Here is a 22,330-nt window from a genome sequence, read left to right on the forward strand (position 1 = left end):
AAGCGGAAAACGGGAGCCGGACTAGTCCGTGACGAGGTGGCTCTCGAACCTGACAATGTTAGCAAACTCAGCGGGGTCCAGGCTGGCGCCACCCACAAGCAACCCGTCAACATCACTTTCGGCCATGATGGCGGCAGCGTTGTTGGCCTTGACGGAACCGCCGTAAAGAAGGCGGGTCTTCTCCGCAACTGTCGCGTCGAAGATCTCGGCGAGCTCGGCACGGATGGCTGCGCACATTTCCTGGGCATCCTCCGGCCCGGCAACTTCGCCCGTGCCGATGGCCCATACCGGCTCGTAGGCAACTACGAGTTCGGCGGCCTGCTCGGCGGTGAGTCCTTCGACACCGGCGCGCAGCTGGGCCAGGGTGTGCTGCACATGGGTGCCGGCCTGGCGAACTTCAAGGCCCTCGCCGACGCAGAGGACGGGGGTGACGCCGTGACGGAACCCCGCCTTGACCTTGGCGTTCAGGACCTCATCGGACTCGTTGTGGATGGTGCGGCGCTCACTGTGGCCAACCAGGACGTAGGTGCAGCCCAACTTGCTGAGGAACTGGCCGGAGATGTCCCCGGTGTAAGCGCCGGAGTCAAACTGCGAGAGATCCTGGCCGCCGTAGACAATGTCGAGGTCGTCGCCCTGAACAAGCGTCTGGACGCCGCGAAGGTCCGTAAACGGCGGGAACACAGCGACCTCGACACGGTTGTAGTCGTGCTTGGCGTCGGACAGCGTCCAGGCAAGTTTCTGCAGCAAGGTGATGCCCTGGACGTGGTCCATGTTCATCTTCCAGTTGCCGGCGATGAAGGGCTTGCGGACAAAGTTGCCGTTGGCAGAGGTAGTCACGTGAACTCCAAAGAATGCGTTGAGATATGGAACGGCCGGCAGGACGCAGTGGCGTCCTGCCGGCCGGTTGGTGCTTAGCGGTCCAGGACGCTTAGGCCGGGAAGTTCCTTGCCTTCAAGGTATTCCAGGCTGGCGCCACCACCGGTGGAGATATGTCCGAACTGCGAGTCCTCGAACCCGAGGGTCCGAACAGCGGCGGCTGAATCGCCGCCCCCGACCACAGTGAAGGCAACCGTATCCGTCAGCGCCTGGGCAATGGCCCGCGTGCCGCTGGAGAATGCTTCGAACTCGAAGACACCCATGGGTCCGTTCCAGAAGACGGTCTTGGCCCCTTCGATCTGTGCTGCGAAGGCGGAAGCCGATTCAGGTCCAATGTCCAGGCCGATGCCGGAAGTTCCGAATGAGCTCTCCTCGATGGCGTCTGCCTTGACCACCTCGTGCTCGGCGTCCGCTGCGAAGCGGCTCGCCACCACCACGTCGGTAGGAATCACGAAGGACGTACCGGCGGCGGATGCGCGCTTCAGGTAATCCTGGACAACGGGGATCTGGTCTTCCTCAAGGAGGCTTGCCGCCACCTTGTGGCCGGCTGCAGCAAGGAAGGTGAAGAGCATGCCGCCGCCAACGAGGATGGTGTCGGCTTTGCCGAGCAGGTTGTCAATGACTGCCAGCTTGTCCGAGACCTTGGACCCGCCAAGAACCACGACGTAGGGACGCTGGGTGTCCGTGGTGAGCTTCCGGAGAACCTCAACCTCGGTGTGGACAAGGTCACCCAGATATGACGGCAGCCGGGTGGCGACGTCATAGACGCTGGCGTGCTTGCGGTGGACAGCGCCGAAGGCGTCGTCCACGAACGCGCCATTGTTTCCCGTAAGGGCCACCAGCTCGTCAGCGAAGGCGCCGCGCTCGGCGTCGTCCTTGCTGGTTTCGCGGGCATCGAAGCGCACATTCTCGAGGATGAGTACTTCGCCGTCCTGCAGCGCAGCGGCAAGTTCCCTGGCAGAGTCTCCCACCGTGTCGGCGGCGAGCTCTACTTTGAAGTCCGCAAGTTCCGCCAGGCGGGCCGCAGCAGGCTTCAAGGAGTACTTGTCTTCGGGAGCGCCCTTGGGGCGTCCCAGGTGGGCGGTTACGAGCACACGGGCACCGGCGTCCGAGAGCTTCTTGAGGACCGGAAGGGAGGCCTTGATGCGGCCGTCGTCGGTCACTGTAGAGCCGTCGAGCGGCACATTCAGGTCACTTCTGACCAGAATGTACCGCCCGCGGACACCTTCAGCGATGAGTTCGTTGAGGGTGTGAGATGTCATGTGTCTACCCTAGCCCAGCTTGGATGCGACGAGCTCCGTGAGGTCTACGAGGCGGTTCGAGTAACCCCACTCGTTGTCATACCAGGAAACAACCTTGACCTGGTTGCCGATGACCTTGGTGAGGCCGGAATCGAAGATGGACGAAGCGGGGTCTCCGACGATGTCCGAGGACACGATCGGGGCGTCCGTGTAGCTGAGGATGCCGGCCCACTGCTCGGATTCTGCTGCGGCCTTCACGGCGGCGTTGACTTCCTCGACCGTGACTTCGCGGGAAACCGTGACCGTAAGGTCCGTTGCGGAGCCGGTGGGAACCGGGACGCGGATGGCGTAGCCGTCGAGCTTGCCCTTGAGTTCCGGAAGGACCAGACCGATTGCCTTGGCCGCACCGGTGGAGGTGGGAACCATGTTGATGGCGGCAGCGCGTGCACGGCGGAGGTCGCCGTGCGGGCCGTCCTGCAGGTTCTGGTCGGCCGTGTAGGCGTGGACCGTGGTCATGAGGCCACGCTCGATGCCGAAGGCGTCGTTGACTACCTTGGCCAGCGGGCCGAGGCAGTTGGTGGTGCAGGAGGCGTTGGAGATGATGTTGTGCGCCGCCGGGTCGTAGAGCTCGTGGTTTACGCCCATGACGATCGTGATGTCTTCGTCGCTTGCGGGTGCCGAGATGAGGACCTTCTTGGCTCCGGCATCGATGTGCTTCTGCGCTGCCGCGGCCTTGGTGAAGAAGCCGGTGGACTCGATGACGATGTCCACACCGAGCTCGCCCCAGGGAAGGTTTGCGGGATCGCGTTCGGCCAGGACCTTGATGGACTTGCCGTCGACTACCAGGTTTCCATCGACAACTTCCACGGTCTGGGCGAGGCGTCCACCGACGGAGTCGTACTTCAGGAGGTGCGCGAGGGTCTCGGGGCTGGTGAGGTCGTTGACTGCGACGATCTCAAGGTCTGCGCCCTGGGCCAGTGCTGCGCGGAAGTAGTTACGGCCGATGCGGCCGAAGCCGTTGATACCAATACGGGTGGTCACTATGTGTCAATCTCCTTGGTGCTCTTGCAAGCACGCCTAGTGAGTCGGATTAGAAATTTCCAACTAACAGACCCCGCACGTCTTTGGGCAGAGGTGATTATCAGATCGGAGGGCGACCAGCCACGTTGCTGAAGGCTAACCGCCTTCCGTGATCCATCTTACGTTTAACTAAGCCTGCCCCCGCAACTGCGGAGGCAGGCTTTCCAGCATTTAGCCGCATTTCACCCTAAAAGTGACTTTTGTTACACCAGCGTGAACTGCGGCTCACCAGCTAGAGGACGATGAGTCCCGTGGCGTTGGTGCGTGCGGCTTCGAAGCGCTTGGCAACATCCGCCCAGTTGACGATGTTCCAGAAGGCCTTGACGTAGTCCGCCTTGACGTTGACGTAGTCCAGGTAGAAGGCGTGTTCCCACATGTCCAACATCAGCAACGGGGTGGTGCCCACTGCAACGTTGCCCTGCTGATCGTAGAGCTGTTCGATGAGCAGGTTGCCACCGATGGGCTCGTAGGCCAGGAAAGCCCAGCCGGAACCCTGCAGGCCAAGAGCGGCAGCCGTGAACTGGGCACGGAAGGCATCGAACGAACCAAAAGCGTCGTCGATGGCAGCTGCGAGCTCACCTTCGGGCTTGTCGCCGCCGTCCGGGGAGATGTTGTTCCAGAAGACCGAGTGGTTGATGTGTCCACCGGTGTGGAAGGCGAGGTCCTTGGAGAGGCGGTTGATGTTGGCGTAGTCACCCTTCTCGCGGGCATCTGCCAGCTGGGAAAGGGCATTGTTGGCGCCTGCAACGTAAGCTGCATGGTGCTTGCTGTGGTGCAGCTCCATGATCTTCGCCGAAATGTGCGGCTCGAGAGCTGCGTAGTCGTAGCCGAGCTCGGGCAGAACGTACTCTGTCACGAAATCCTCCAATGTAATGGACTGACGTCCGGGTTGGTAACTCGTTATGTCATCCGGCCAGCATGCCGGCCGGAAATCCTTGGCGAAGAAGCCTGTTCTTGCCTCCACCGGGAACAACCCGGGGTGGCCTCGCAGTATTTCCTCCACGCATTTTCGATTCTATGGGTGCGGACTACTCGTCCATCATTTCGGGAGTCACATTTGCCTCAGTGCCCGGAATTCCCAAATCAAGCGCACGCTTATCCGCCATGGCAAGGAGGCGGCGGATCCGGCCCGCGATGGCGTCCTTGGTCATGGGCGGATCCGCAAGGCGTCCCAGTTCATCCAGGCTGGCCTGCTTGTGCGCTACGCGGAGCTCCCCGGCGTACTTGAGGTGGTCCGGGACGTCGTCTCCCAGGATCTCCAAGGCGCGGTCCACCCGGGCACCTGCTGCTACGGCTGCCTGGGCCGAACGACGCAGGTTTGCGTCATCAAAGTTCGCCAGTCTATTGGCGGTGGCCCGCACCTCCTTGCGCATGCGCCGCTCCTCCCAGACCATGAGGGCGTCGTGGGCGCCCATGCGGGTCAGGAGGGCTGCGATGGTGTCTCCATCACGGATCACCACACGGTCCACGCCACGCACTTCACGGGCCTTGGCCTGGATGCCCAGGCGGCGTGCAGCTCCAACGAGTGCCAGCGCTGATTCAGGGCCGGGGCAGGTTACTTCCAGGGAGGAAGACCGTCCGGGCTCCGTGAGTGAACCGTGGGCAAGGAACGCTCCCCGCCAGACAGCCTCAGCGTCTGCCGCCGAGCCGTTGACCACCACTGAGGGAAGGCCGCGCACAGGGCGTCCACGTCCATCGAGCAGGCCTGTCTGGCGGGCAAGGGCCTCGCCGTCACGCACCACGCGGACAACGTAGCGGCTCCCCCGGCGTAGGCCTCCGCCGGAGACCACGATGATTTCGCTCTGGTGCCCGTAGACCTCCGCGATCGCGGCCCGGAGGCGGCGCGCCGTGGAGGCGAGGTCGACCTCGGCCTCGATCACGATCCTGCCCGAAATAATGTGCAGGCCGCCCGCGAAGCGGAGCATTGCCGAAACTTCCGCCTTTCGGACAGAAGATTTTTTGATGTCCAGCCGGGACAGTTCGTCCTTGACCGACGCAGTAAGTGCCATCGCGTGTTCCTAACTGTTCCCGAAAATATCGTGGTACGCCGCTGCCAACAGCAGTGGATCATGGACGGGGCGGCGCCTCGACGCCCCTACTCTACCCAACACCACTTCAGCGCCGATCATCCCTGCGGCCTTCTCAAAGGCCTTAAGATCCTGGATCGCGGCAGGATCGGCAAGGACCACATCAACGCTGAACTCAGGTGCATAGCGGCGCAGGACATCCAAATGGTCGGCAGCCGTCATGCCTGAGGTTTCCTTGGTTTCGACGTCAAGGTTCATGGTCAGGCAGCGCTTTGCAGCGGTGTCGCCGAGCGCCTGGCGCAGCTCAGGCAGCAACAAATGCGGCAGCACCGAGGTGTACCAGGAGCCTGGCCCCAGAATGACCCAGTCCGCCAACTCGATGGCCGTCAGTGCCTCGGTGCACGCAGGAGCGTCTTCGGGCAGGAGCCTGACTTCTTCGAGCTTGCCCGCCACAGCACACTTTGCCTGCCCCCTGACTGTTTGCAGTTCATGGCCTCCACCCGGGAGTTCGACGCGGGCCCGGCCTTCAATGGTGAGCGGGACACTTGACATGGGAAGCACCTGGCCCCGGGCTCCCAAGAGCGCACCGGCCCATTTCAGTCCGGCAACCGTGTCGCCCAAAAGCTCCCACAGCGTCACGATGAGCAAGTTGCCCATGGCGTGATGGTCCAGTGAGCCGCCCTTGGCGGACCCGGCGTTGAACCGGTGCTGCATGACGTCCCGCCAGGTCCGGCCCCAATCGGTATCGTCGCACAGGGCGCTGAGCGCCATCCTGAGGTCACCAGGCGGGAGGACGCCGTACTCCTCGCGGAGACGCCCCGAGGAGCCGCCGTCGTCCGCTACCGTAACGATCGCCGTCAACTCGGACGTGAGCAGGCGCAGTGCGGACAGCGATGCTGCCAGGCCGTGCCCGCCGCCCAGAGCCACCACCGATGGGCTCTTCTTCTGTTGGCTGCCGGGAACCCCTTTGGGCGGAATCAGGGGCAGTGGGCCCGTGAGGACGCCCACTACTCGCGTCCCAGGTCGCGGTGGGTGGTGGTGACGGTGACGCGGGGATATTGGGCCAAACGTTTGGAAAGCTCGACGGCGACCGCCACCGAACGGTGCTTGCCACCGGTGCAGCCGACGGCCAGGGTGGCGTAGTGCTTGTTCTCCTGCCGGTAGCCGTCCAGGACCGGCTCCAACGCCCGGACGTACCTGTCCACGAACTCGTGGACGCCGTCGGCGGCCAGCACGTAGTCGCTGACGTCCTGGTCCAGCCCTGTGTGTGGCCGAAGCTTGGGTACCCAGTGCGGGTTGGGAATGAAGCGGGCGTCAGCGACGAAGTTGGCATCCACCGGGAGCCCGTATTTGAATCCGAAGCTCATGACGTTGAGGCGCAGGGTCACCGGGCCGGTATCGCTGAACAATTCCGTAATGGCCGTTGCCAGGCCATGGACGTTGAAGTCGGAAGTGTCCAGCACCACATCGGAATGTTCGCGCAGTTCACGCAGGACTTCGCGTTCAATGCCGATCCCATCGAGGATCCTGCCGCCGCCCTGCAACGGATGTGGCCGGCGTCCCTGCTCGAAACGGCGGACCAGGACCTCGTCATTGGCATCCAGGAAGAGCACCCGGAAGGTGATGCCGCTGGCACTGAGTGCGCCCAAGGCAGTCTGGATGTCGGTGAAGAGGTCCTTGCTGCGGACATCGACCACCACTGCCAGCTTGGGGATCGACTTTGGAGCATGCGAGACAATTTCAGCCAGGGTTCCCAGCATCTGTGGCGGAAGGTTGTCCACCACATACCAGCCGTGATCTTCCAGTGCATCCGAGGCTGTACTGCGTCCTGCCCCGGACATGCCGGTGACTACCAGCAGCTCCGCCTCCGGTGGCTTGACGGGCGTGAGGCCGTCCTGCTCCGTTCCGGACCCTGCCGTTGCCTCATCCATCAAATGTCCCCGTTTCGTCGGAAGTGGTGGTACCTGCCTGCGCTGCACGCCTGGAGGGGCAAGCACGCCTGGCAGGTTCAGGCGCTGGTGACCGCAGGTGCGGCCGCCAGCCAGGTTCTAACCCTAGCTAAGATTCAAGTATTTCGCCGGTGGTCATGTTGATCGCCGGGGCTGCTTCAGAGGAGTCGTCCGTGGAGCCCAGATGCTGGACCACTGCGGCAGCCAGGGCAGGACCGATTCCTTTGGCGGACGTGAGTTCCTCGACGGACGCGGCTTTGATCTTCTTGAGCGATCCGAAATGGGCCACCAAAGCCTTACGCTTGGCTTCGCCCAGGCCCGGCACACCATCCAGTACGGATACGGTCATGGCCTTCCCGCGCTTCTGGCGGTGGAAGGTGATGGCGAAGCGGTGGGCTTCGTCACGGATCCTCTGAAGCAGGTACAGTCCCTGCGATGTCCGCGGCAGGATCACCGGGAAGTCGCTGTCCGGCAGCCAGACTTCCTCCAGCCGCTTGGCGAGGCCAACCACATAAACGTCGTCGATGCCCAACCCGGCCAACGCCCGCTTTGCGGCATTAACCTGTGGCTGGCCGCCGTCCACCACCACCAGGTTGGGTGGGTACGCGAACTTGGCCTTCGGGGCAGGCATGGTGGGGTCCGACGGCGGCACGTCGGCATTGCTCTTGGCCCCGGCCCGTGTCGGGTTGACGATCTCGCCTGAGACGACAGGCACTTGCGCGGCCTTGTCGGTCAGGTAGTGCCTGAACCGGCGGGTGAGGACATCATGCATGGCCGCGGTATCGTCAACCGCTGCTGCCCCGGTGATGGAGAACTTGCGGTAATCGGCCTTCTTGGGCAGTCCGTCCTCCACCACCACCATGGAAGCCACCACGTTGGTGCCCTGTACGTGCGAGATATCGAAGCACTCAATCCGCAACAAGGGAACGGGAATTTCCAGCGCCTCCTGCAATTCCTGGAGTGCCACGGACCGGACAGTAATGTCGCCTGCCCGGCGGGTCTTGTGCAGCTTGAGCGCTTGCTCCGCGTTCTCGCGCACAGTGGACATCAGTGCTGCCTTGTCACCGCGCTGTGGCACGCGGATGTCCACCTTGGCGCCGCGCAGACCACCAAGCCATTCCGTGAGTTCGGCGTGATTGCTGGGGGTTTCCGGAACCAGTACCTCGCGGGGGATCCGGCCCTGGACCTCGCTGTCCTCGCCGTAGACCTGCTGGAGCAAGTGTTCGATGAGTTCGGGTGTGGTGGCATCTTCGACCTTCTCAACGACCCAGCCACGTTGCCCGCGGACGCGTCCGCCGCGGACGTGGAAGACCTGCACGGAGGCTTCAAGTTCGTCGTCGTGCAGTGCGAAGACGTCTGCGTCGGTGTCCTCAGCGAGGACCACGGCATTGCGTTCGAAGACCTTCCGCAGCGCGATGATGTCGTCCCGGAGCCCGGCGGCGCGTTCATAGTCCAGTTCGGCCACGGCGGCCGCCATGTCCTTCTCCAAGCGGCTGATGAAACGCTTGGCTTCGCCACCCATGAAGGAACAGAAATCTTCGGCGAGGCTCCGGTGTTCGTCGGGTGTGACGCGGCCAACGCAAGGTGCCGAGCATTTGTCGATGTAGCCAAGGAGGCAGGGGCGCCCGCTCGATTCGGCACGTTTGAAGACGCCCGCGCTGCAGCTTCGCACGGGGAAAACCCGCAACAGGGTGTCCATCGTTTCACGGATGGCCCCCGCGGTGTACGGGCCGAAGTACCTGGTGCCTTTTCTCCGCTCACCACGCATGACCTGGACCCGGGGGAACTTCTCCCCCATGGTGACAGCAAGGTAGGGATAGGTTTTGTCGTCGCGGAACACCACATTGAAGCGCGGCTTGAATTCCTTGATCCAGGTGTATTCCAGCTGCAACGATTCCAGCTCGCTGCCCACCACTGTCCATTCGACGCTGCTTGCCGCATGAACCATTGCGTGGGTCTTGGGCAGCAGCCCCGCCGGATTGGCGAAGTAGGAATTGAGCCGCGACCGGAGGTTCTTTGCTTTCCCCACATAAATGACCCGGCCATGGGGGTCGCGGAATCGATAGACGCCCGGGGTGGTGGGAATTTCACCCGTTTGGGGCCGGTAACTTGCTGGATCTGCCACGTGTCCAGTCTAGTGAACCGGAACGACAGCCGTTGCCACCCTCCCGTGGGGGACAGCGCTGTTTCAGTCGACCGATTTACTCTGGTTGTAGCTCGTGGAGCGTTCCTGGCCGCTGAGCACCGCGATGGCATCCATGATCTTGTCGGTCACTTCCCGGCGTGCCGGGAGGGAGTGGTCCGGTCCCGTCTTCTCGAAGTACAAGGGCTCGCCCACCTTCATGGTGAAGTGCTGGGGACGCACGGCGTTCTTGTCTGCGGGCTGCAGTTTCTCGGTGCCGATCAGCCCCACGGGAATGACGGGTGCACCCGTGGTCAGGGCAAGCCACCCCACTCCCGTGCGTCCCCGATAGAGGATGCCGTCCCGGGATCGGGTGCCCTCAGGGTAGATGCCGATACCTTTGCCCGACTCAAGGATGTCCAGCAACGTCTTAAGCGCCTGAACGCTGGCGGCCTGCTCGCCGCGTTCTACGGGAATCGATCCGACGGCCTCGAAGAAGGACTTCATGACGGCGCCTTTGACGCCTTTGGTGGTGAAGTATTCGGCCTTGGCGAAGAACGCGACCGGTCGCGGCATCAGGGCCTGAACGATCACACTGTCCAGGAACGAGAGATGGTTGGGCGCCACAATGAAGGGCCCCTCCTTGGGAACGTTCTCCAGCCCAATGACAGTAGGCCGGCACGTGGAAGAAATCAGTCCACGGGTGGTCCACCGGATCGCATCAAAGACTGCCATCGTTTTGTACCTCGCTCAGGGCCGCCGCACGGACAGCGTCAAGTTCTTCAATTGTGGTGCGCAACTCAAGGGCAGTTTCAACGATGGCAACCGCGCCGGCTTCCTGGAGCTCGCCATCCGGGGCGAACCCCCAACTGACGCCGATGCAGTCCAGGCCGTTCGCCAGGGCCCCTGCGACATCCTGATGCCTGTCTCCCACCATCACGGCCGGTTGCGAGTGAAGGTCAGCCAACGCTGCACCAACGATCTCCACTTTGCCTGATGCCGTATTGGCCTCCAGGGACTCGTTGTCCGCTGCCCCGCGGATGGAGACGAAGAAGTCGGCAATGTTGTGGTGTTCCAGGACGAGCCGCGCAATGGACTGCGGCTTCTGCGTGGCAACGGCTACCGGCCGGCCGGACTCGGCGAAGTATTCCAGGAGATCGAAGATTCCGGGGTACAGCTTGCTTTGGCCGATACCCGTTTCCTTGTAATGGCGCCGGTATCGCTCGATGGTTTCATTCACCAGGCTTTCCGGGACTTTGGCCAGATGCAGCAGGGAATCGCTGAGCTTGGGACCGACCATTGAATTCAAGACGGCCTGATCCGGAACGGGAAGGTTCATTTCGCGGAGGGCTGCGGAAATTCCCCCGGTTATTCCGCCGGCAGGATCGACAAGGGTGCCGTCCAGATCGAATATTACGGGCACCGTTGTTTGAGTCACCGGGTTAGTTTCTCACGAGTAGCGGCATGCCTGAAACTCGCATGCCGCTACCGGAATACTTCTAGAGACTAACCAAGAATTTCAGCCAGGAAGGTCGCTGTATGGCTGTCGGTCGATTTTGCCACCTGTTCGGGCGTTCCCGTAGCAACGATCTTCCCGCCTCCTGATCCGCCGTTGGGACCGAGGTCCACAATCCAGTCCGCAGACTTGATGACGTCCAGGTTGTGCTCAATGGTGATGACGGTATTGCCTTTGTCCACCAGGCCCTGAAGAACCATCAGCAGCTTTCGGATGTCCTCAAAGTGCAGGCCCGTGGTGGGTTCGTCCAGGACATAGATGCTGCGGCCGTTGGAACGCTTCTGGAGCTCTGCGGCAAGCTTTACGCGCTGGGCCTCACCACCGGACAAGGTGGTTGCCGGCTGCCCGAGGCGGACATAGCCGAGGCCCACGTCCACCAGGGTGTTCAAGTGCCGGGCAATCGGGGTGAAGGCGGCGAAGAACTCCGCACCCTCCTCGATGGGCATGTTGAGAACATCAGCGATGGTCTTGCCCTTGTAGTGGACCTCCAGGGTTTCCCGGTTGTATCTGGCGCCGTGGCAGACCTCGCAAGGAACATAGACGTCCGGAAGGAAGTTCATCTCGATCTTCAAGGTGCCATCCCCCGAGCAGGCCTCGCAGCGCCCGCCCTTGACGTTGAACGAGAACCGTCCGGGCTGGTAACCGCGAACCTTGGCCTCGGTGGTCTCCGCGAAGAGCTTGCGGATGTTGTCGAACACCCCGGTGTAGGTGGCGGGGTTGGACCGGGGAGTCCGGCCGATGGGGCTCTGGTCGACGTGGACCACCTTGTCCAGGTGTTCCAGGCCGGCCACGGTCCGATGCCGTCCAGCCACTTGCTTGGCGCCGTTGAGCTTGTTGGCGAGGACCTTGTACAGGATCTCGTTCACCAGCGTGGACTTGCCGGAACCGCTGACGCCCGTCACCGCGGTAAAGAGCCCCAGGGGGAACGTCGCGTCAACGTTGTTGAGGTTGTTCTCCCGGGCACCGACAACTTTGAGTTCACGTTTCTTGTCGTACTTGCGGCGCTTGGCGGGGACATCGATTTTCCGGCGCCCCGACAGGTAGTCCCCCGTCAGCGAGTCCGTATTGTCCAGGAGCTCCTTGTAAGTACCGGAGTGCACCACCTGGCCGCCGTGCTCGCCGGCCCCTGGTCCAATGTCCACCACCCAGTCGGCCTCATGGATGGTGTCTTCGTCGTGCTCCACCACAATCAGCGTGTTGCCGAGGTCCCGGAGGCGGGTGAGCGTTTCGATGAGCCGCCGGTTGTCACGTTGGTGAAGGCCGATGGATGGCTCGTCAAGGACGTACAGGACGCCCACCAAGCCGGAGCCGATCTGGGTTGCCAGGCGGATGCGCTGCGCCTCGCCGCCGGACAGGGTGCCCGAAGGCCGCTCAAGGTTGAGGTACTCCAAGCCGACGTCAAGGAGGAAGGTCAGGCGGGCCTGGATTTCCTTCAGCACCTGGTTGGCAATTTGTGCTTCCCGGTCGGTGAGGGTGAGGCTGCCCAGGAACTCTGCGCATTCCCGCATCGGCAGGGCTGCGACCGCGGCGATCGACTTGCCGTTGATCAGGACGGACAACGACGCCGGGTTGAGGCGTGCACCGTTGCACTCAGGGCAGGGAATCTGGCGCATGTACTCTTCGTACCGGTCACGGGCCCAGTCGGAATCGGTCTCACCGTGCTTGCGGTGGACATACTGGATGGCGCCTTCAAAGCCCGTGCTGTATTTGCGCTCCCGACCGAAACGGTTCTTGTACTGGACAACAACCTTGTGGTCCTTGCCGTGCAGTACGGTGTTACGGACTTCCTTGGGCAGCTTTTCCCACGGCGTCTTCATGGAGAAACCGAGTTCATGGGCGAGGCCCTCAAGGAGCCGGTTCCAGTACTCAGTGGTCGCGGTGCCCAGGGACCAAGGGGCAATGGCACCTTCGCCCAGGGAGAGCTCGGGATTCGGGACGATCAGTTCCTCGTCCACTTCGAGCTTGGTACCGATGCCACTGCAGGCCGAGCAGGCACCAAACGGGTTGTTGAAGGAGAACGACCGGGGCTCGATTTCATCGATCGCCAAAGGGTGTTCGTTGGGGCAGGCCAGATTCTCGGAGAATGCCCGGATACGTGCGGGATCCCCTGCTTCGAGATCCACGAATTCAACCAGGACACGGCCTTCGGCCAGGCCAAGGGCCGTTTCCACGGAGTCCGTCAGCCGCTGGCTGATGCCTTCTTTGACCACCAAGCGGTCAACGACGACTTCAATGGTGTGCTTGAACTGCTTGCCCAGTTTGGGAGGATCGCTCAACTGGACCAGCTCGCCGTCCACGCGGGCACGTGAATAGCCCTTTGCAGTGAGCTCCTTGAAGAGGTCGACGAACTCACCCTTGCGGCCGCGGACTACGGGAGCGAGGACCTGGAAACGCGTGCCCGTCTCCAGCTCCAGGAGCTGATCCACGATCTGCTGCGGCGTCTGGCGTGCGATGGGCTCGCCGCAGACAGGGCAGTGCGGGCGGCCAACGCGGGCCCAGAGCAACCGCATGTAGTCGTAAATCTCGGTGATGGTGCCCACCGTGGAGCGGGGGTTCTTACTGGTGGACTTTTGGTCGATGGAGACCGCAGGCGACAAGCCCTCGATGAAGTCAACATCCGGCTTGTCAACCTGGCCGAGGAATTGACGCGCGTAGGCAGAGAGGGATTCGACGTACCGGCGCTGCCCTTCGGCGAAGATGGTGTCGAAAGCCAGGGACGATTTACCGGAACCCGAGAGCCCCGTGAACACGATCATGGCGTCGCGGGGAAGGTCGAGGTCCACGTTGCGCAGATTGTGTTCCCGGGCACCCTTGACCACGAGCCGCGACAGGTCGGGCCGGGCCGGTTTGGTGTCAGGAACTGCAGGGATGCTGTTCGGGGATTCGATGGCGGTATCTTCAGCTAAGGCTTTGGGCACTTACCAATGCTAATCGAAAACTTCTTCGAATTTCCATGTCGTGCCTCACACGCTACCGATCGGTATCAATCCGCGTCGTAGGCGGCGGCTAGAAGCTGGACCGCTTCGGCGAAGGACGCCCCTTGGGCCTTGGCGGCGGACGCGTATTGAGCCGCTACCTCGGCCAATGCCCCCCAGCGGTCGTCCCGTGCACAGACCACGGTGCCGTTCCGACCGCGGGTGGCAACGACGCCTGCCGCTTCCAATTCTTTGTAAGCCCGGGCCACTGTATGCGGCGCGACGTCCAGCACGCCTGCCAAATTGCGCACGGGCGGTAGTTTCGCCCCGACTGCCAGGACTCCCGAGTCCGCGAGTTCAATGATCCGCAGCCTCAACTGTTCAAAGAGCGCAACGGCGCTGGTGGTGTTGGGGCGCCAGGTGCCAGGGAAATCGCCGGTGGGAGTCACAAGGACCTCCGCCCGGGTGCCGTCATGTGGCGGGGCGTTTGATGTCGGAAGCGTCCTTGGTCCATGCCGAGAATTAGACCAGCGACGCCGGAGCTGGACAAGCCATGACGACACCTGCCATCACAGGACCGGAAAGTCCCGGCCGCCCACGACGGGTAATCCGACCGGTTCATGCGTTTTTTCTTGCCACGGCAAAAATGCGCCGGAACGGAAAAACCGTCCCATGGCTGGTGGCTGGATAGGCTTCGCGCAGCCTTGCGGCGTATTCCATCTCAAAATCTGCAGCTTCTTCCGCGGACAGCACCGCCAGAACAGGGCGGAGCCCTGTGCCGCGGACCCACTGCAACACGGGGTCCTCGCCCGGCAGCACCTGCTGGTAGGTGGTCTCCCAAGCGTCAGCCGAACATCCGGCGTCGAGCATGATGCCCAAGTAGTCCGCCGGGCCACCTACTGCGCCGTCGTGTCGCAGGACGCCTGCCAGCCGGCCGGACCACCGTGGCGATTCCGCGAGTTCCCGCATGAGCGTGTGGGACGGCGAGGTGAAGTTTCCGGGTACCTGCATGGCGAACCATGCGCCTGGCTTCAAGGACCGCAACCAACCGGCCAGCATGTCCTGATGACCGGGAACCCACTGGAGCGCCGCATTGGTGACGACGACGTCCGTCTCCGCGTCCGGCGCCCAGTCCGCGATGTCACCCTGCTCGAACCCAAGGTGGCTGAAACGCTGCGCGAGGGATTGCGCTGTGCGGAGCATCTCCCCGGAGGAGTCGATGCCTACGATATGGGCTTCCGGCCAACGTTCGGTCAGGGTTGCGGTCAGGTTGCCGGGCCCGCAGCCGAGATCGACCACTTTCCGGGGTCCGCTGGCCTGGACCCTCGCAACGAGGTCGTGGAAGGGGCGGTCCCGATGGTTGCCGAATTCCACATATTTGGATGGATCCCACTTCATCAAAGCCTCCTTGCGCCTGACACCGCTGCTGGGCCGAGCCTAAACCGTCCGGGCACTAAGCTGGAAACCAATGAAACTTCTTGAGCAGCTCCCCGGTTCCAATGCCACGGGTCCCTTGGACCCGGACGAGATCTATACACGGTTCGTGGAGTGGACTGAGAGCCGCGGGCTGCAGCTCTACCCTGCCCAGGACGAGGCGATCATGGAGCTCGCCTCCGGAGCCAACGTCATCCTGGCCACCCCCACGGGTTCAGGAAAATCCCTGGTGGCCATCGCCGCCCACTTCGAAGCCATGGCACGCGGCCGGCGGAGCTATTACACGGCTCCCATCAAGGCGTTGGTGTCGGAAAAGTTCTTTGCCCTGTGCGACATCTTCGGCGCAGAGAATGTGGGAATGATCACCGGCGACTCGGGCGTCAACCAGGACGCCCCCATCATCTGCTGCACGGCTGAGATTCTCGCCAACATCGCCCTTCGTGAGGGCTCGACGGCGGAGCTCGGCTCGGTGGTCATGGACGAGTTCCATTTCTATTCCGACCCCCAGCGGGGCTGGGCATGGCAGGTACCCCTGCTTGAGCTCCCCCAAGCACAGTTCCTCCTGATGTCTGCCACCCTCGGCGACGTCACACGCTTCGAAACCGGACTCACTGAGTTGACGGGACGGACCACCACCACCGTAAGTTCGGCGGAACGCCCCATCCCGCTGCATTACTACTACCACCTGACCCCGGTCCACGAGAGCCTGGAGGAACTCCTCTCCACCAAGCAGGTGCCGGTCTACGTGGTTCACTTCAGCCAGGCAGAAGCGATCGAGCGTGCCCAGAACCTCATGAGCATCAACATGTGCAGCCGTGCGGAGAAGGACCGCATTGCCGAGCTGATTGCCGGATTCCGGTTCGCCGCCGGCTTCGGCAAGACGTTGAACAGGCTGGTCCGCCACGGCATTGGCGTCCACCATGCCGGCATGCTCCCTAAATACCGACGCCTGGTGGAGCAGCTGGCCCAAGCCGGGCTGTTGAAAGTCATCTGCGGCACTGACACTTTGGGGGTGGGCATCAACGTGCCCATCCGGACTGTTTTGTTGACTGCTTTGAGCAAGTACGACGGCGTACGCACCCGGTCGCTTAACTCACGTGAGTTCCACCAGATTGCCGGACGGGCCGGCCGCGCGGGATATGACACCGCCGGCACGGTAGTCGTCCAGGCTCCGGATCACGTGGTGGAGAACACCAAGGCGATGGCCAAAGCGACAGCCAAGTTCGGCGATGACCAGAAGAAGCTGCGCCAGGTGGTGAAGAAGAAGCCTCCGGAGGGTTTCGTCTCCTGGGGCGAGCCGACGTTCAAACGGCTGGTCGAGTCCGTACCCGAGCCCCTGACGTCCAGTTTCACCGTCACCCACGCGATGTTGCTGAACCTGATGGAACGTCCGGGTGACCCGTTCCAGGCAACGCGGCGCCTGCTTTCGGGAAACCACGAGAGCCGGGCCTCCCAACTGAAGCTCATGAAGAAGGCGTTGGGAATCTACCGCGAACTGCTGGCTGCGGGTGTGGTTGAACGGATCCCGGAGGAGGAACAGGAAGCGGAGGGTCGTTCGGTGCGCCTGACGGTTCACCTGCAGGCCAACTTCGCACTGAACCAGCCACTCTCCCCCTTCGCCTTGGCCGCACTGGAGTTGCTGGACCCGGAGTCGCCGTCCTATGCCCTGGACGTGGTCTCCGTCATCGAGTCAACCCTGGAGAAACCCCGCCAGATTCTCTCGGCGCAGCAGAAGAAAGCCCGGGGCGAGGCGGTTGCCGCCATGAAAGCCGACGGCATCGAGTATGACCAGCGAATGGCCATGCTGGACGAAGTCACCTACCCCATGCCCCTGGCCGGCATCCTCGGCGAAGCCTTTGAGGTGTACCGTAAGGCAGCACCGTGGGTTGGGGACTTTGAGCTCGCGCCAAAGTCCATCATCCGGGACATGTACGAGCGCGCCATGAACTTTGGTGAGTTCGTGCAGTTCTACGGTTTGGCCCGCTCTGAGGGCATCGTCCTGCGCTACCTTGCGGACGGGTTCCGGGCGTTGCGGCAGACCGTTCCCCAGGATTCGCTCCGTGAGGACCTTGAGGACCTTATTGCCTGGCTGGGGGAACTGGTCCGCCAGGTTGATTCCAGCCTGCTGGATGAGTGGGAAGAGCTGACATCCGGGCTTGCGCCCACTCCGCACGACGCTCCCCCGCCCCCGCCGCCGCTCCTGACGGCCAATATCCGGGCATTCCGGGTGATGGTCCGGAACGAGATGTTCCGCAGGGTTGAACTCTTCGCCGATGAGGACTCGGCCGCGCTGGGTGAACTCGACGGCGATGCCGGCTGGGAAGCGGAGCGCTGGGAGGAAGTCCTGGACGACTACTTCGACGAACACGACGACATTGGCACAGGTCCTGACGCGCGCGGTCCCGGATTGCTCATCATCACAGAGGAACCCGGCTCCTGGAAGGTACGGCAGATCTTCGACGATCCTGCCGGCAACCACGACTGGGGCATCTCTGCCGAGGTGGACCTGGCAGCATCGGACGAGACCGGTACAGCTGTCGTCCGCGTGACAGACGTCAACAGGCTCTAAGGTCCCGCTGCTGTGGAGACCATCCCGGACCTGACCGGCGAGCTGCGGACGTTGAAGGCCCTCAGTGACGCGCAGCCCGCTGCTTGCGAGGGTCCGCGCCGGTGGTGGGGTGGCAGCCTGGACGTCGAAGGGCTGGCGCTGGGGTCTGTCCGGGCCGCAGCCACCGCCCTTGAAGCCCTCACGGGTTCTGCAGGGCGCTACTCTGTGGCAGCCCATCGGACAGCGGCTTCTTTCGATTCTCTGCAACACCTCAGGATCGCCGGCCGGAAGCCCCAGGGTTTTGCTCCGATGTCGGGATTCCGGCCCACCGGAGACGGCTGGATCCGCCTTCACGCCAACTACCCACACCATGCCGCACGGTTGATGGAGACGCTCTCGGCCAGCACTGCCCATGATGTGGACCGGGTCCTGCTTTCCATGACTTCGGTGGAAGCTGAACAGGCCATCATCGCCGGGCAAGGAGCAGCTGCGGCCGTCCGCACCCGGGAGGCGTGGGTTTCCACGTCGATGTACGAGGCGGCCTGCAGGGGTCCTTGGATCCGTCTGCTCCGTCCACCGGCAGCCGGGACGTCGCGGCCGTCGTCGTGGGTTCCTTCAGCCGATCCGTTTCGTCCGCTGGCAGGGCTCCGGGTCCTGGACTTGACGCGTGTCATCGCCGGGCCTGCGGCCACACGCCTCCTGGCTGCCCTGGGTGCAGACGTGCTGCGCATCGATCCGCCCGGCCTCCCGGAACTCACCGAAGCCTTTGTCGACTCCGGTTTCGATAAACGCAGCGCCGAGGCTGACATGGGCAATGCCGGGACCGCGAAGACGGTGCATCACCTGTTCGACACTGCGGACGTCGTGGTGACGGGCTATCGCCGTGGTGGACTGGAAAAATTCGGCCTTGGCCCGGAGGCGATGCTGGCGGCAAGGCCGGATCTGGTGGTGGTGACGTTGACCGCCTGGGGAAGCGCCGGACCGTGGCAGGGGCAGCGGGGCTTCGACAGTTTGGTCCAGGCAGCCTGCGGAATCGCGGAACGGTATGGGAGCCTGCACGACGACGGGTGGAGGCCCGGCGCACTGCCCGTCCAGGCACTCGACCACGCGACGGGGTACGGAATGGCCGCTGCTGCCCTGGCGCTCCTGGCAGAACGTCTCAGGACCGGAACCGGTGGACTGGCCGAACTCTCCCTGGCGGGGACGGCAGAGGAACTCTTTCGCATGACCCCGGCCGGGTCCGCCAGCAGGGTCAGCGAGTTGCCAGAGCCGGAATACCTGGAGACAGACAGCCCTTACGGACCACTCCGTTTCGTAGGGCCGCCCTTGATGGTGGACGCTGTCCCGCTCCGGTACGGGCGGGCACCCGTGCAGTACGGAACGTCGTCCCTGGCCTGGCAGCGGTAGTCCCGACTCCCCTAGTAAGCTCGGACACATGAGTGTTATCCGCCCAGCCACTGTTGACGATGTCCATGCCATCCTCCGGATGATCCACGATCTTGCGATCTACGAGAAGGAACCGGATGCCGTCAAAAATACGCCGGCCATGCTCACCGAGGTACTTTTCGGAGAGAACCCCCGGGTCTACGCCACCATCGCCGAAAACAGTGCGGGCACAGTCCAAGGGTTCGCCCTGTGGTTCCTGAACTACTCCACGTGGGAAGGTGTCCACGGCATCTACCTCGAAGATCTCTACGTGGTTCCCGACGCGCGCGGCGAAGGCCACGGCAAGGCGCTGTTGCAGCATCTGGCTGCAACCGCCGTCGAACGGGGCTACGCCCGGGTGGAGTGGAGTGTCCTGAACTGGAACGAACCATCCATCAACTTCTACAAGAAGCTTGGCGCCTTCCCCATGGACGAATGGTCCACGTTCCGCTTGACCGGTGACGCACTTGAGGCCTTCGGCACGAACGCCGGCGAGACCACCGAGGCTCTTGCACGTGGCTGACCTGGATCGTGCCGGGACGCATACCATCCGCGCCCGCCACGAATTCCGCGGGTTGCGGACGGCAGAACACTATTTCACGGTTCCTCTGGTGCACAGCGGTGAAACCGCCGCCGGTGAGTCAATCACGGTTTTCGCCAGGGAGTACTCGTCCACGGATCACACCGCGGCGGATGCTGCCAGGTTACCGTGGCTGTTGTTCCTCCAGGGCGGCCCGGGTGGCCGTGGGAACCGGGTGACGTCCCTGTCCGGCTGGATGAAAGCGGCAGCAAAAGACTTCCGCATCCTGATGCTCGACCAACGCGGGACGGGATTGTCGACGCCCGTTGAACAGCAGTCCCTGGAACTCCGGGGTGATGCAGCAGCCCAGGCCGAATATTTGACCCACTTCCGCGCCGACGCGATCGTGGCTGATGCGGAGTACATCCGGCAAGTACTCGGCTCCGGACCCTGGTCCGTCCTCGGTCAGAGTTTCGGCGGCTTCTGTGCGTTGACTTATCTTTCCTTCGCGCCGAAGGGGCTGAGGGAGGTTCTCATCACCGGTGGGCTGGCTCCCCTGCACGGTACGGCCGACCGGGTGTACCAAGCCACGTTCCAGCGCGTTGCCGCCCGGAACGCCGAATACTTCTCGTGGTACCCCGAGGACCGGGAAAAAGTCACCCGGATCGCCCGTCACCTGGAACAGGAACCTGAATTCCTTGCCAGTGGCGAGAGGCTGACGCCGGAGCGTTTCCAGATGGTCGGATCATTCCTGGGCGGCAACACCCGGGTGGACGCGCTGCACTATCTCCTCGAGGACGCCTTCATCAGCTCGCCGTCCGGGGAACGACTCTCCGAGTCCTTTCTCGAACAAGTCCGGGGTCTCGTGAGCCGCGCAGCCAATCCCCTCTACGCCGTCCTGCATGAATCCATCTACGGTCAAGGTGAGGCAACCAACTGGGCGGCCTGGCGCGTATTGGAGGACTACCCGGAGTTCAAGCCCGAGGCCAAGGAGCCCCTCCTCACCGGCGAGATGGTCTACCCGTGGTACTTCGACCAGGATCCGGCCTTGGTACCCCTTCGCGACGTAGCTGGGCAGTTGGCCGCAAGGAAAGACTGGAAGCCGCTGTATGACCCCGCACGGTTGGCGGAAAACACTGTCCCCGTGGCGGCTGCCGTTTACAGGGACGACATCTATGTGGATCACGATCTGTCCCTTGAAACCGCCGCCGCAGTGCGCGGGCTTCAACCATGGGTCACGGCGGACTTCCACCATGACGGCATCGGCGAGGACGGCGAAGGCATCTTCGGACGGCTGCTGGGGATGGTGCGGGCAGTCCGTTAGGCCGGTGGCTGGGACATCGCACCGTTCCCGGCAACAGGTGCCCGTCGGCGGGCCAGCATGACCAGAGCCAACGCCAGTACTGCCGCTGCCAGGACGCTGGAAGCAACATTGAGTCCTTGGTAGCCGATCCATGCGAGAAGAAGGCCGGAGGTGGCGCCGCCGACGGCTCCCGCGGCGCCCATGAGGGTGTCCGAGACACCCTGGACGGTCACCCGCGCATCGGCTGCAACGCTTTCGGCCAGCAACGTTGATCCGGCGATGGTTGCCGCGGACCACCCCAGGCCGAGGAGAATCAGGCCCGCGGTAACGAGGACAGGCTCATGCTGGCCGAATCCGGCGATGAACACCGCCACCAGCAGCAGACCATGCCCCATGGCGATGGTCTGCAAGCGTCCCGCCTTATCAGTCAGCCAACCCCAGAGCGGAGACAACGCGAACATCCCGGCGATATGGAGCGAAATGGTGATCCCGATGATCACCAGCGCATCCGTGCTGTCGGTGGTTCCCCCGTGGTGTCCGGCATGGGATCCGCCAACCAGCTGCTGCAGATGCAACGGTGTCATGGACATGACCGCCACCATGACGCCGTGGGCGGCAACGACGGCGGCGAGGGCCAGCATGGCCAAGGGTGATGATTGGACTGCCCGCAGGCCGGAACGCACAGTTCCTCTGGCGGTCTGCGTTCCCGCGTCTCCTTCGCCCTTTGCCTCCAACGCCAGCCTTCGGGACAGCAGCAGTGGATCCGGCCGGAGCCCGGCGAACAACAGAACGGCCGCCAGGAACAGGCCGGCCGCCGAGAACACGAAAGGACCTGCGATCGGTGCCAGCCCCAGGGCCGACCCCACGGCTGCCCCCGGCTGGATCAGGTTGGGCCCGGCGACGGCACCTATGGTGATCGCCCAGACCACGGTGGACAGTGACCGGCCACGGTGACCCGGTTCGGCGAGGTCGACGGCGGCGAACCTCGCCTGCAGGTTCGCGGCGGTGCCGAGGCCCAGGAACGCTGCGCCCAACAAGAGCAGTACGAAGGACTGTCCCATCACGGAGGCGATGATCAGGAGGGCCCCGGCCATCGCTGCCACAAGCCCGGTCACCAGCCCAACACGGCGTCCCCGCGATTCGGCCAACCGTGCCAGTGGCAGCGCGGCGATCGCGGCCGCGAGGGTCAGCACCGTGGTGATGGAGCCCGCCCAGGCTTCGGAACCTGACAGGTCAACTGCCAGCAAGGAGCCAATGGAGAGCGTGGCCCCGTTGCCGATGCCGCTGAGCAACTGCGAGGAACTCAGGAGGAAAACAGTACGGCGCTGAACCCTTTGCGGGTCCAGCGCCGTTGTTGAAGTGGTAGTCACTTCA

18 protein-coding genes are annotated in these 22,330 nt (G+C 63.2%); 4 read left to right on the forward strand and 14 right to left on the reverse strand.

Annotation, left to right across the window (positions count from 1 at the left end; all coding sequences use genetic code 11):
- Window positions 1-21: 21 nt before the first annotated feature.
- The 13 genes from tpiA to QF015_RS01715 form a co-directional block, all read right to left on the reverse strand.
- Entirely contained in the window at window positions 22-837 is an 816-nt protein-coding gene (tpiA, locus tag QF015_RS01655) for a triose-phosphate isomerase (RefSeq protein WP_310204923.1), read from the reverse strand.
- 74 nt (window positions 838-911) lie between these two features.
- Window positions 912-2,138, reverse strand: coding sequence for a phosphoglycerate kinase (locus QF015_RS01660; protein ID WP_429386432.1), 1,227 nt, complete (start codon window positions 2,136-2,138; stop codon window positions 912-914).
- A 9-nt stretch (window positions 2,139-2,147) separates the two neighbouring features.
- Window positions 2,148-3,158: a type I glyceraldehyde-3-phosphate dehydrogenase gene (gene gap / locus QF015_RS01665; RefSeq protein WP_024821016.1), complete on the reverse strand. Its 1,011-nt coding sequence runs from the start codon at window positions 3,156-3,158 to the stop codon at window positions 2,148-2,150.
- 271 nt (window positions 3,159-3,429) lie between these two features.
- Window positions 3,430-4,053, reverse strand: a complete 624-nt coding sequence (locus tag QF015_RS01670) for a superoxide dismutase (protein ID WP_310204929.1) — start codon at window positions 4,051-4,053, stop codon at window positions 3,430-3,432.
- Window positions 4,054-4,225: 172 nt separating this feature from the next.
- Entirely contained in the window at window positions 4,226-5,206 is a 981-nt protein-coding gene (gene whiA / locus QF015_RS01675) for a DNA-binding protein WhiA (protein WP_018777554.1), read from the reverse strand.
- A 9-nt stretch (window positions 5,207-5,215) separates the two neighbouring features.
- Window positions 5,216-6,232: a gluconeogenesis factor YvcK family protein gene (locus QF015_RS01680; RefSeq protein WP_310204932.1), complete on the reverse strand. Its 1,017-nt coding sequence runs from the start codon at window positions 6,230-6,232 to the stop codon at window positions 5,216-5,218.
- The gene (rapZ, locus tag QF015_RS01685) at window positions 6,232-7,155 is read right to left on the reverse strand and encodes an RNase adapter RapZ (RefSeq protein WP_310204934.1); all 924 of its coding nucleotides are present in this window, start codon (window positions 7,153-7,155) and stop codon (window positions 6,232-6,234) included. Before rapZ ends, QF015_RS01680 begins: the two co-directional genes overlap by 1 nt.
- A 127-nt stretch (window positions 7,156-7,282) precedes the next feature.
- Window positions 7,283-9,298, reverse strand: a complete 2,016-nt coding sequence (uvrC, locus tag QF015_RS01690) for an excinuclease ABC subunit UvrC (protein ID WP_310204937.1) — start codon at window positions 9,296-9,298, stop codon at window positions 7,283-7,285.
- 63 nt (window positions 9,299-9,361) lie between these two features.
- Window positions 9,362-10,030: a lysophospholipid acyltransferase family protein gene (locus QF015_RS01695; protein ID WP_310204940.1), complete on the reverse strand. Its 669-nt coding sequence runs from the start codon at window positions 10,028-10,030 to the stop codon at window positions 9,362-9,364.
- Window positions 10,017-10,733 carry an HAD hydrolase-like protein gene (locus QF015_RS01700; RefSeq protein WP_429386437.1) on the reverse strand — a complete coding sequence of 239 codons (717 nt, stop codon included), beginning with the start codon at window positions 10,731-10,733 and terminating at the stop codon, window positions 10,017-10,019. The genes QF015_RS01695 and QF015_RS01700 overlap by 14 nt, the downstream gene beginning before the upstream one ends.
- Before the next feature lie 68 nt (window positions 10,734-10,801).
- The gene (uvrA, locus tag QF015_RS01705; protein WP_429386438.1) at window positions 10,802-13,729 is read right to left on the reverse strand and encodes an excinuclease ABC subunit UvrA; all 2,928 of its coding nucleotides are present in this window, start codon (window positions 13,727-13,729) and stop codon (window positions 10,802-10,804) included.
- A 65-nt stretch (window positions 13,730-13,794) separates the two neighbouring features.
- Complete coding sequence (locus QF015_RS01710) at window positions 13,795-14,175, reverse strand: GntR family transcriptional regulator (RefSeq protein ID WP_310204949.1); 381 nt, start codon at window positions 14,173-14,175, stop codon at window positions 13,795-13,797.
- A 169-nt stretch (window positions 14,176-14,344) separates the two neighbouring features.
- Complete coding sequence (locus tag QF015_RS01715; protein WP_429386442.1) at window positions 14,345-15,124, reverse strand: trans-aconitate 2-methyltransferase; 780 nt, start codon at window positions 15,122-15,124, stop codon at window positions 14,345-14,347.
- A gap of 70 nt (window positions 15,125-15,194) precedes the next feature.
- Between QF015_RS01715 and QF015_RS01720 the strand changes: the two genes are divergently transcribed.
- The 4 genes from QF015_RS01720 to QF015_RS01735 are packed head-to-tail and all read left to right on the forward strand — an operon-like array spanning window position 15,195 to window position 20,977.
- Window positions 15,195-17,729, forward strand: a complete 2,535-nt coding sequence (locus QF015_RS01720; RefSeq protein ID WP_429386443.1) for a DEAD/DEAH box helicase — start codon at window positions 15,195-15,197, stop codon at window positions 17,727-17,729.
- A 12-nt stretch (window positions 17,730-17,741) separates the two neighbouring features.
- Window positions 17,742-19,115, forward strand: coding sequence for a CoA transferase (locus tag QF015_RS01725; protein ID WP_429386444.1), 1,374 nt, complete (start codon window positions 17,742-17,744; stop codon window positions 19,113-19,115).
- A gap of 28 nt (window positions 19,116-19,143) precedes the next feature.
- Window positions 19,144-19,656, forward strand: a complete 513-nt coding sequence (locus QF015_RS01730; RefSeq protein ID WP_310204959.1) for a GNAT family N-acetyltransferase — start codon at window positions 19,144-19,146, stop codon at window positions 19,654-19,656.
- Entirely contained in the window at window positions 19,649-20,977 is a 1,329-nt protein-coding gene (locus tag QF015_RS01735; RefSeq protein ID WP_429386446.1) for an alpha/beta fold hydrolase, read from the forward strand. Before QF015_RS01730 ends, QF015_RS01735 begins: the two co-directional genes overlap by 8 nt.
- Here QF015_RS01735 and QF015_RS01740 read toward each other — a convergent pair.
- Entirely contained in the window at window positions 20,974-22,326 is a 1,353-nt protein-coding gene (locus tag QF015_RS01740) for an MFS transporter (RefSeq protein ID WP_429386448.1), read from the reverse strand. The genes QF015_RS01735 and QF015_RS01740 overlap by 4 nt on opposite strands.
- Between the last annotated feature and the right edge of the window lie 4 nt (window positions 22,327-22,330).

Source organism: Paenarthrobacter sp. TE4293 (assembly GCF_050435325.1).
Classification (GTDB): Bacteria; Actinomycetota; Actinomycetes; order Actinomycetales; family Micrococcaceae; genus Arthrobacter; species Arthrobacter nitroguajacolicus_C.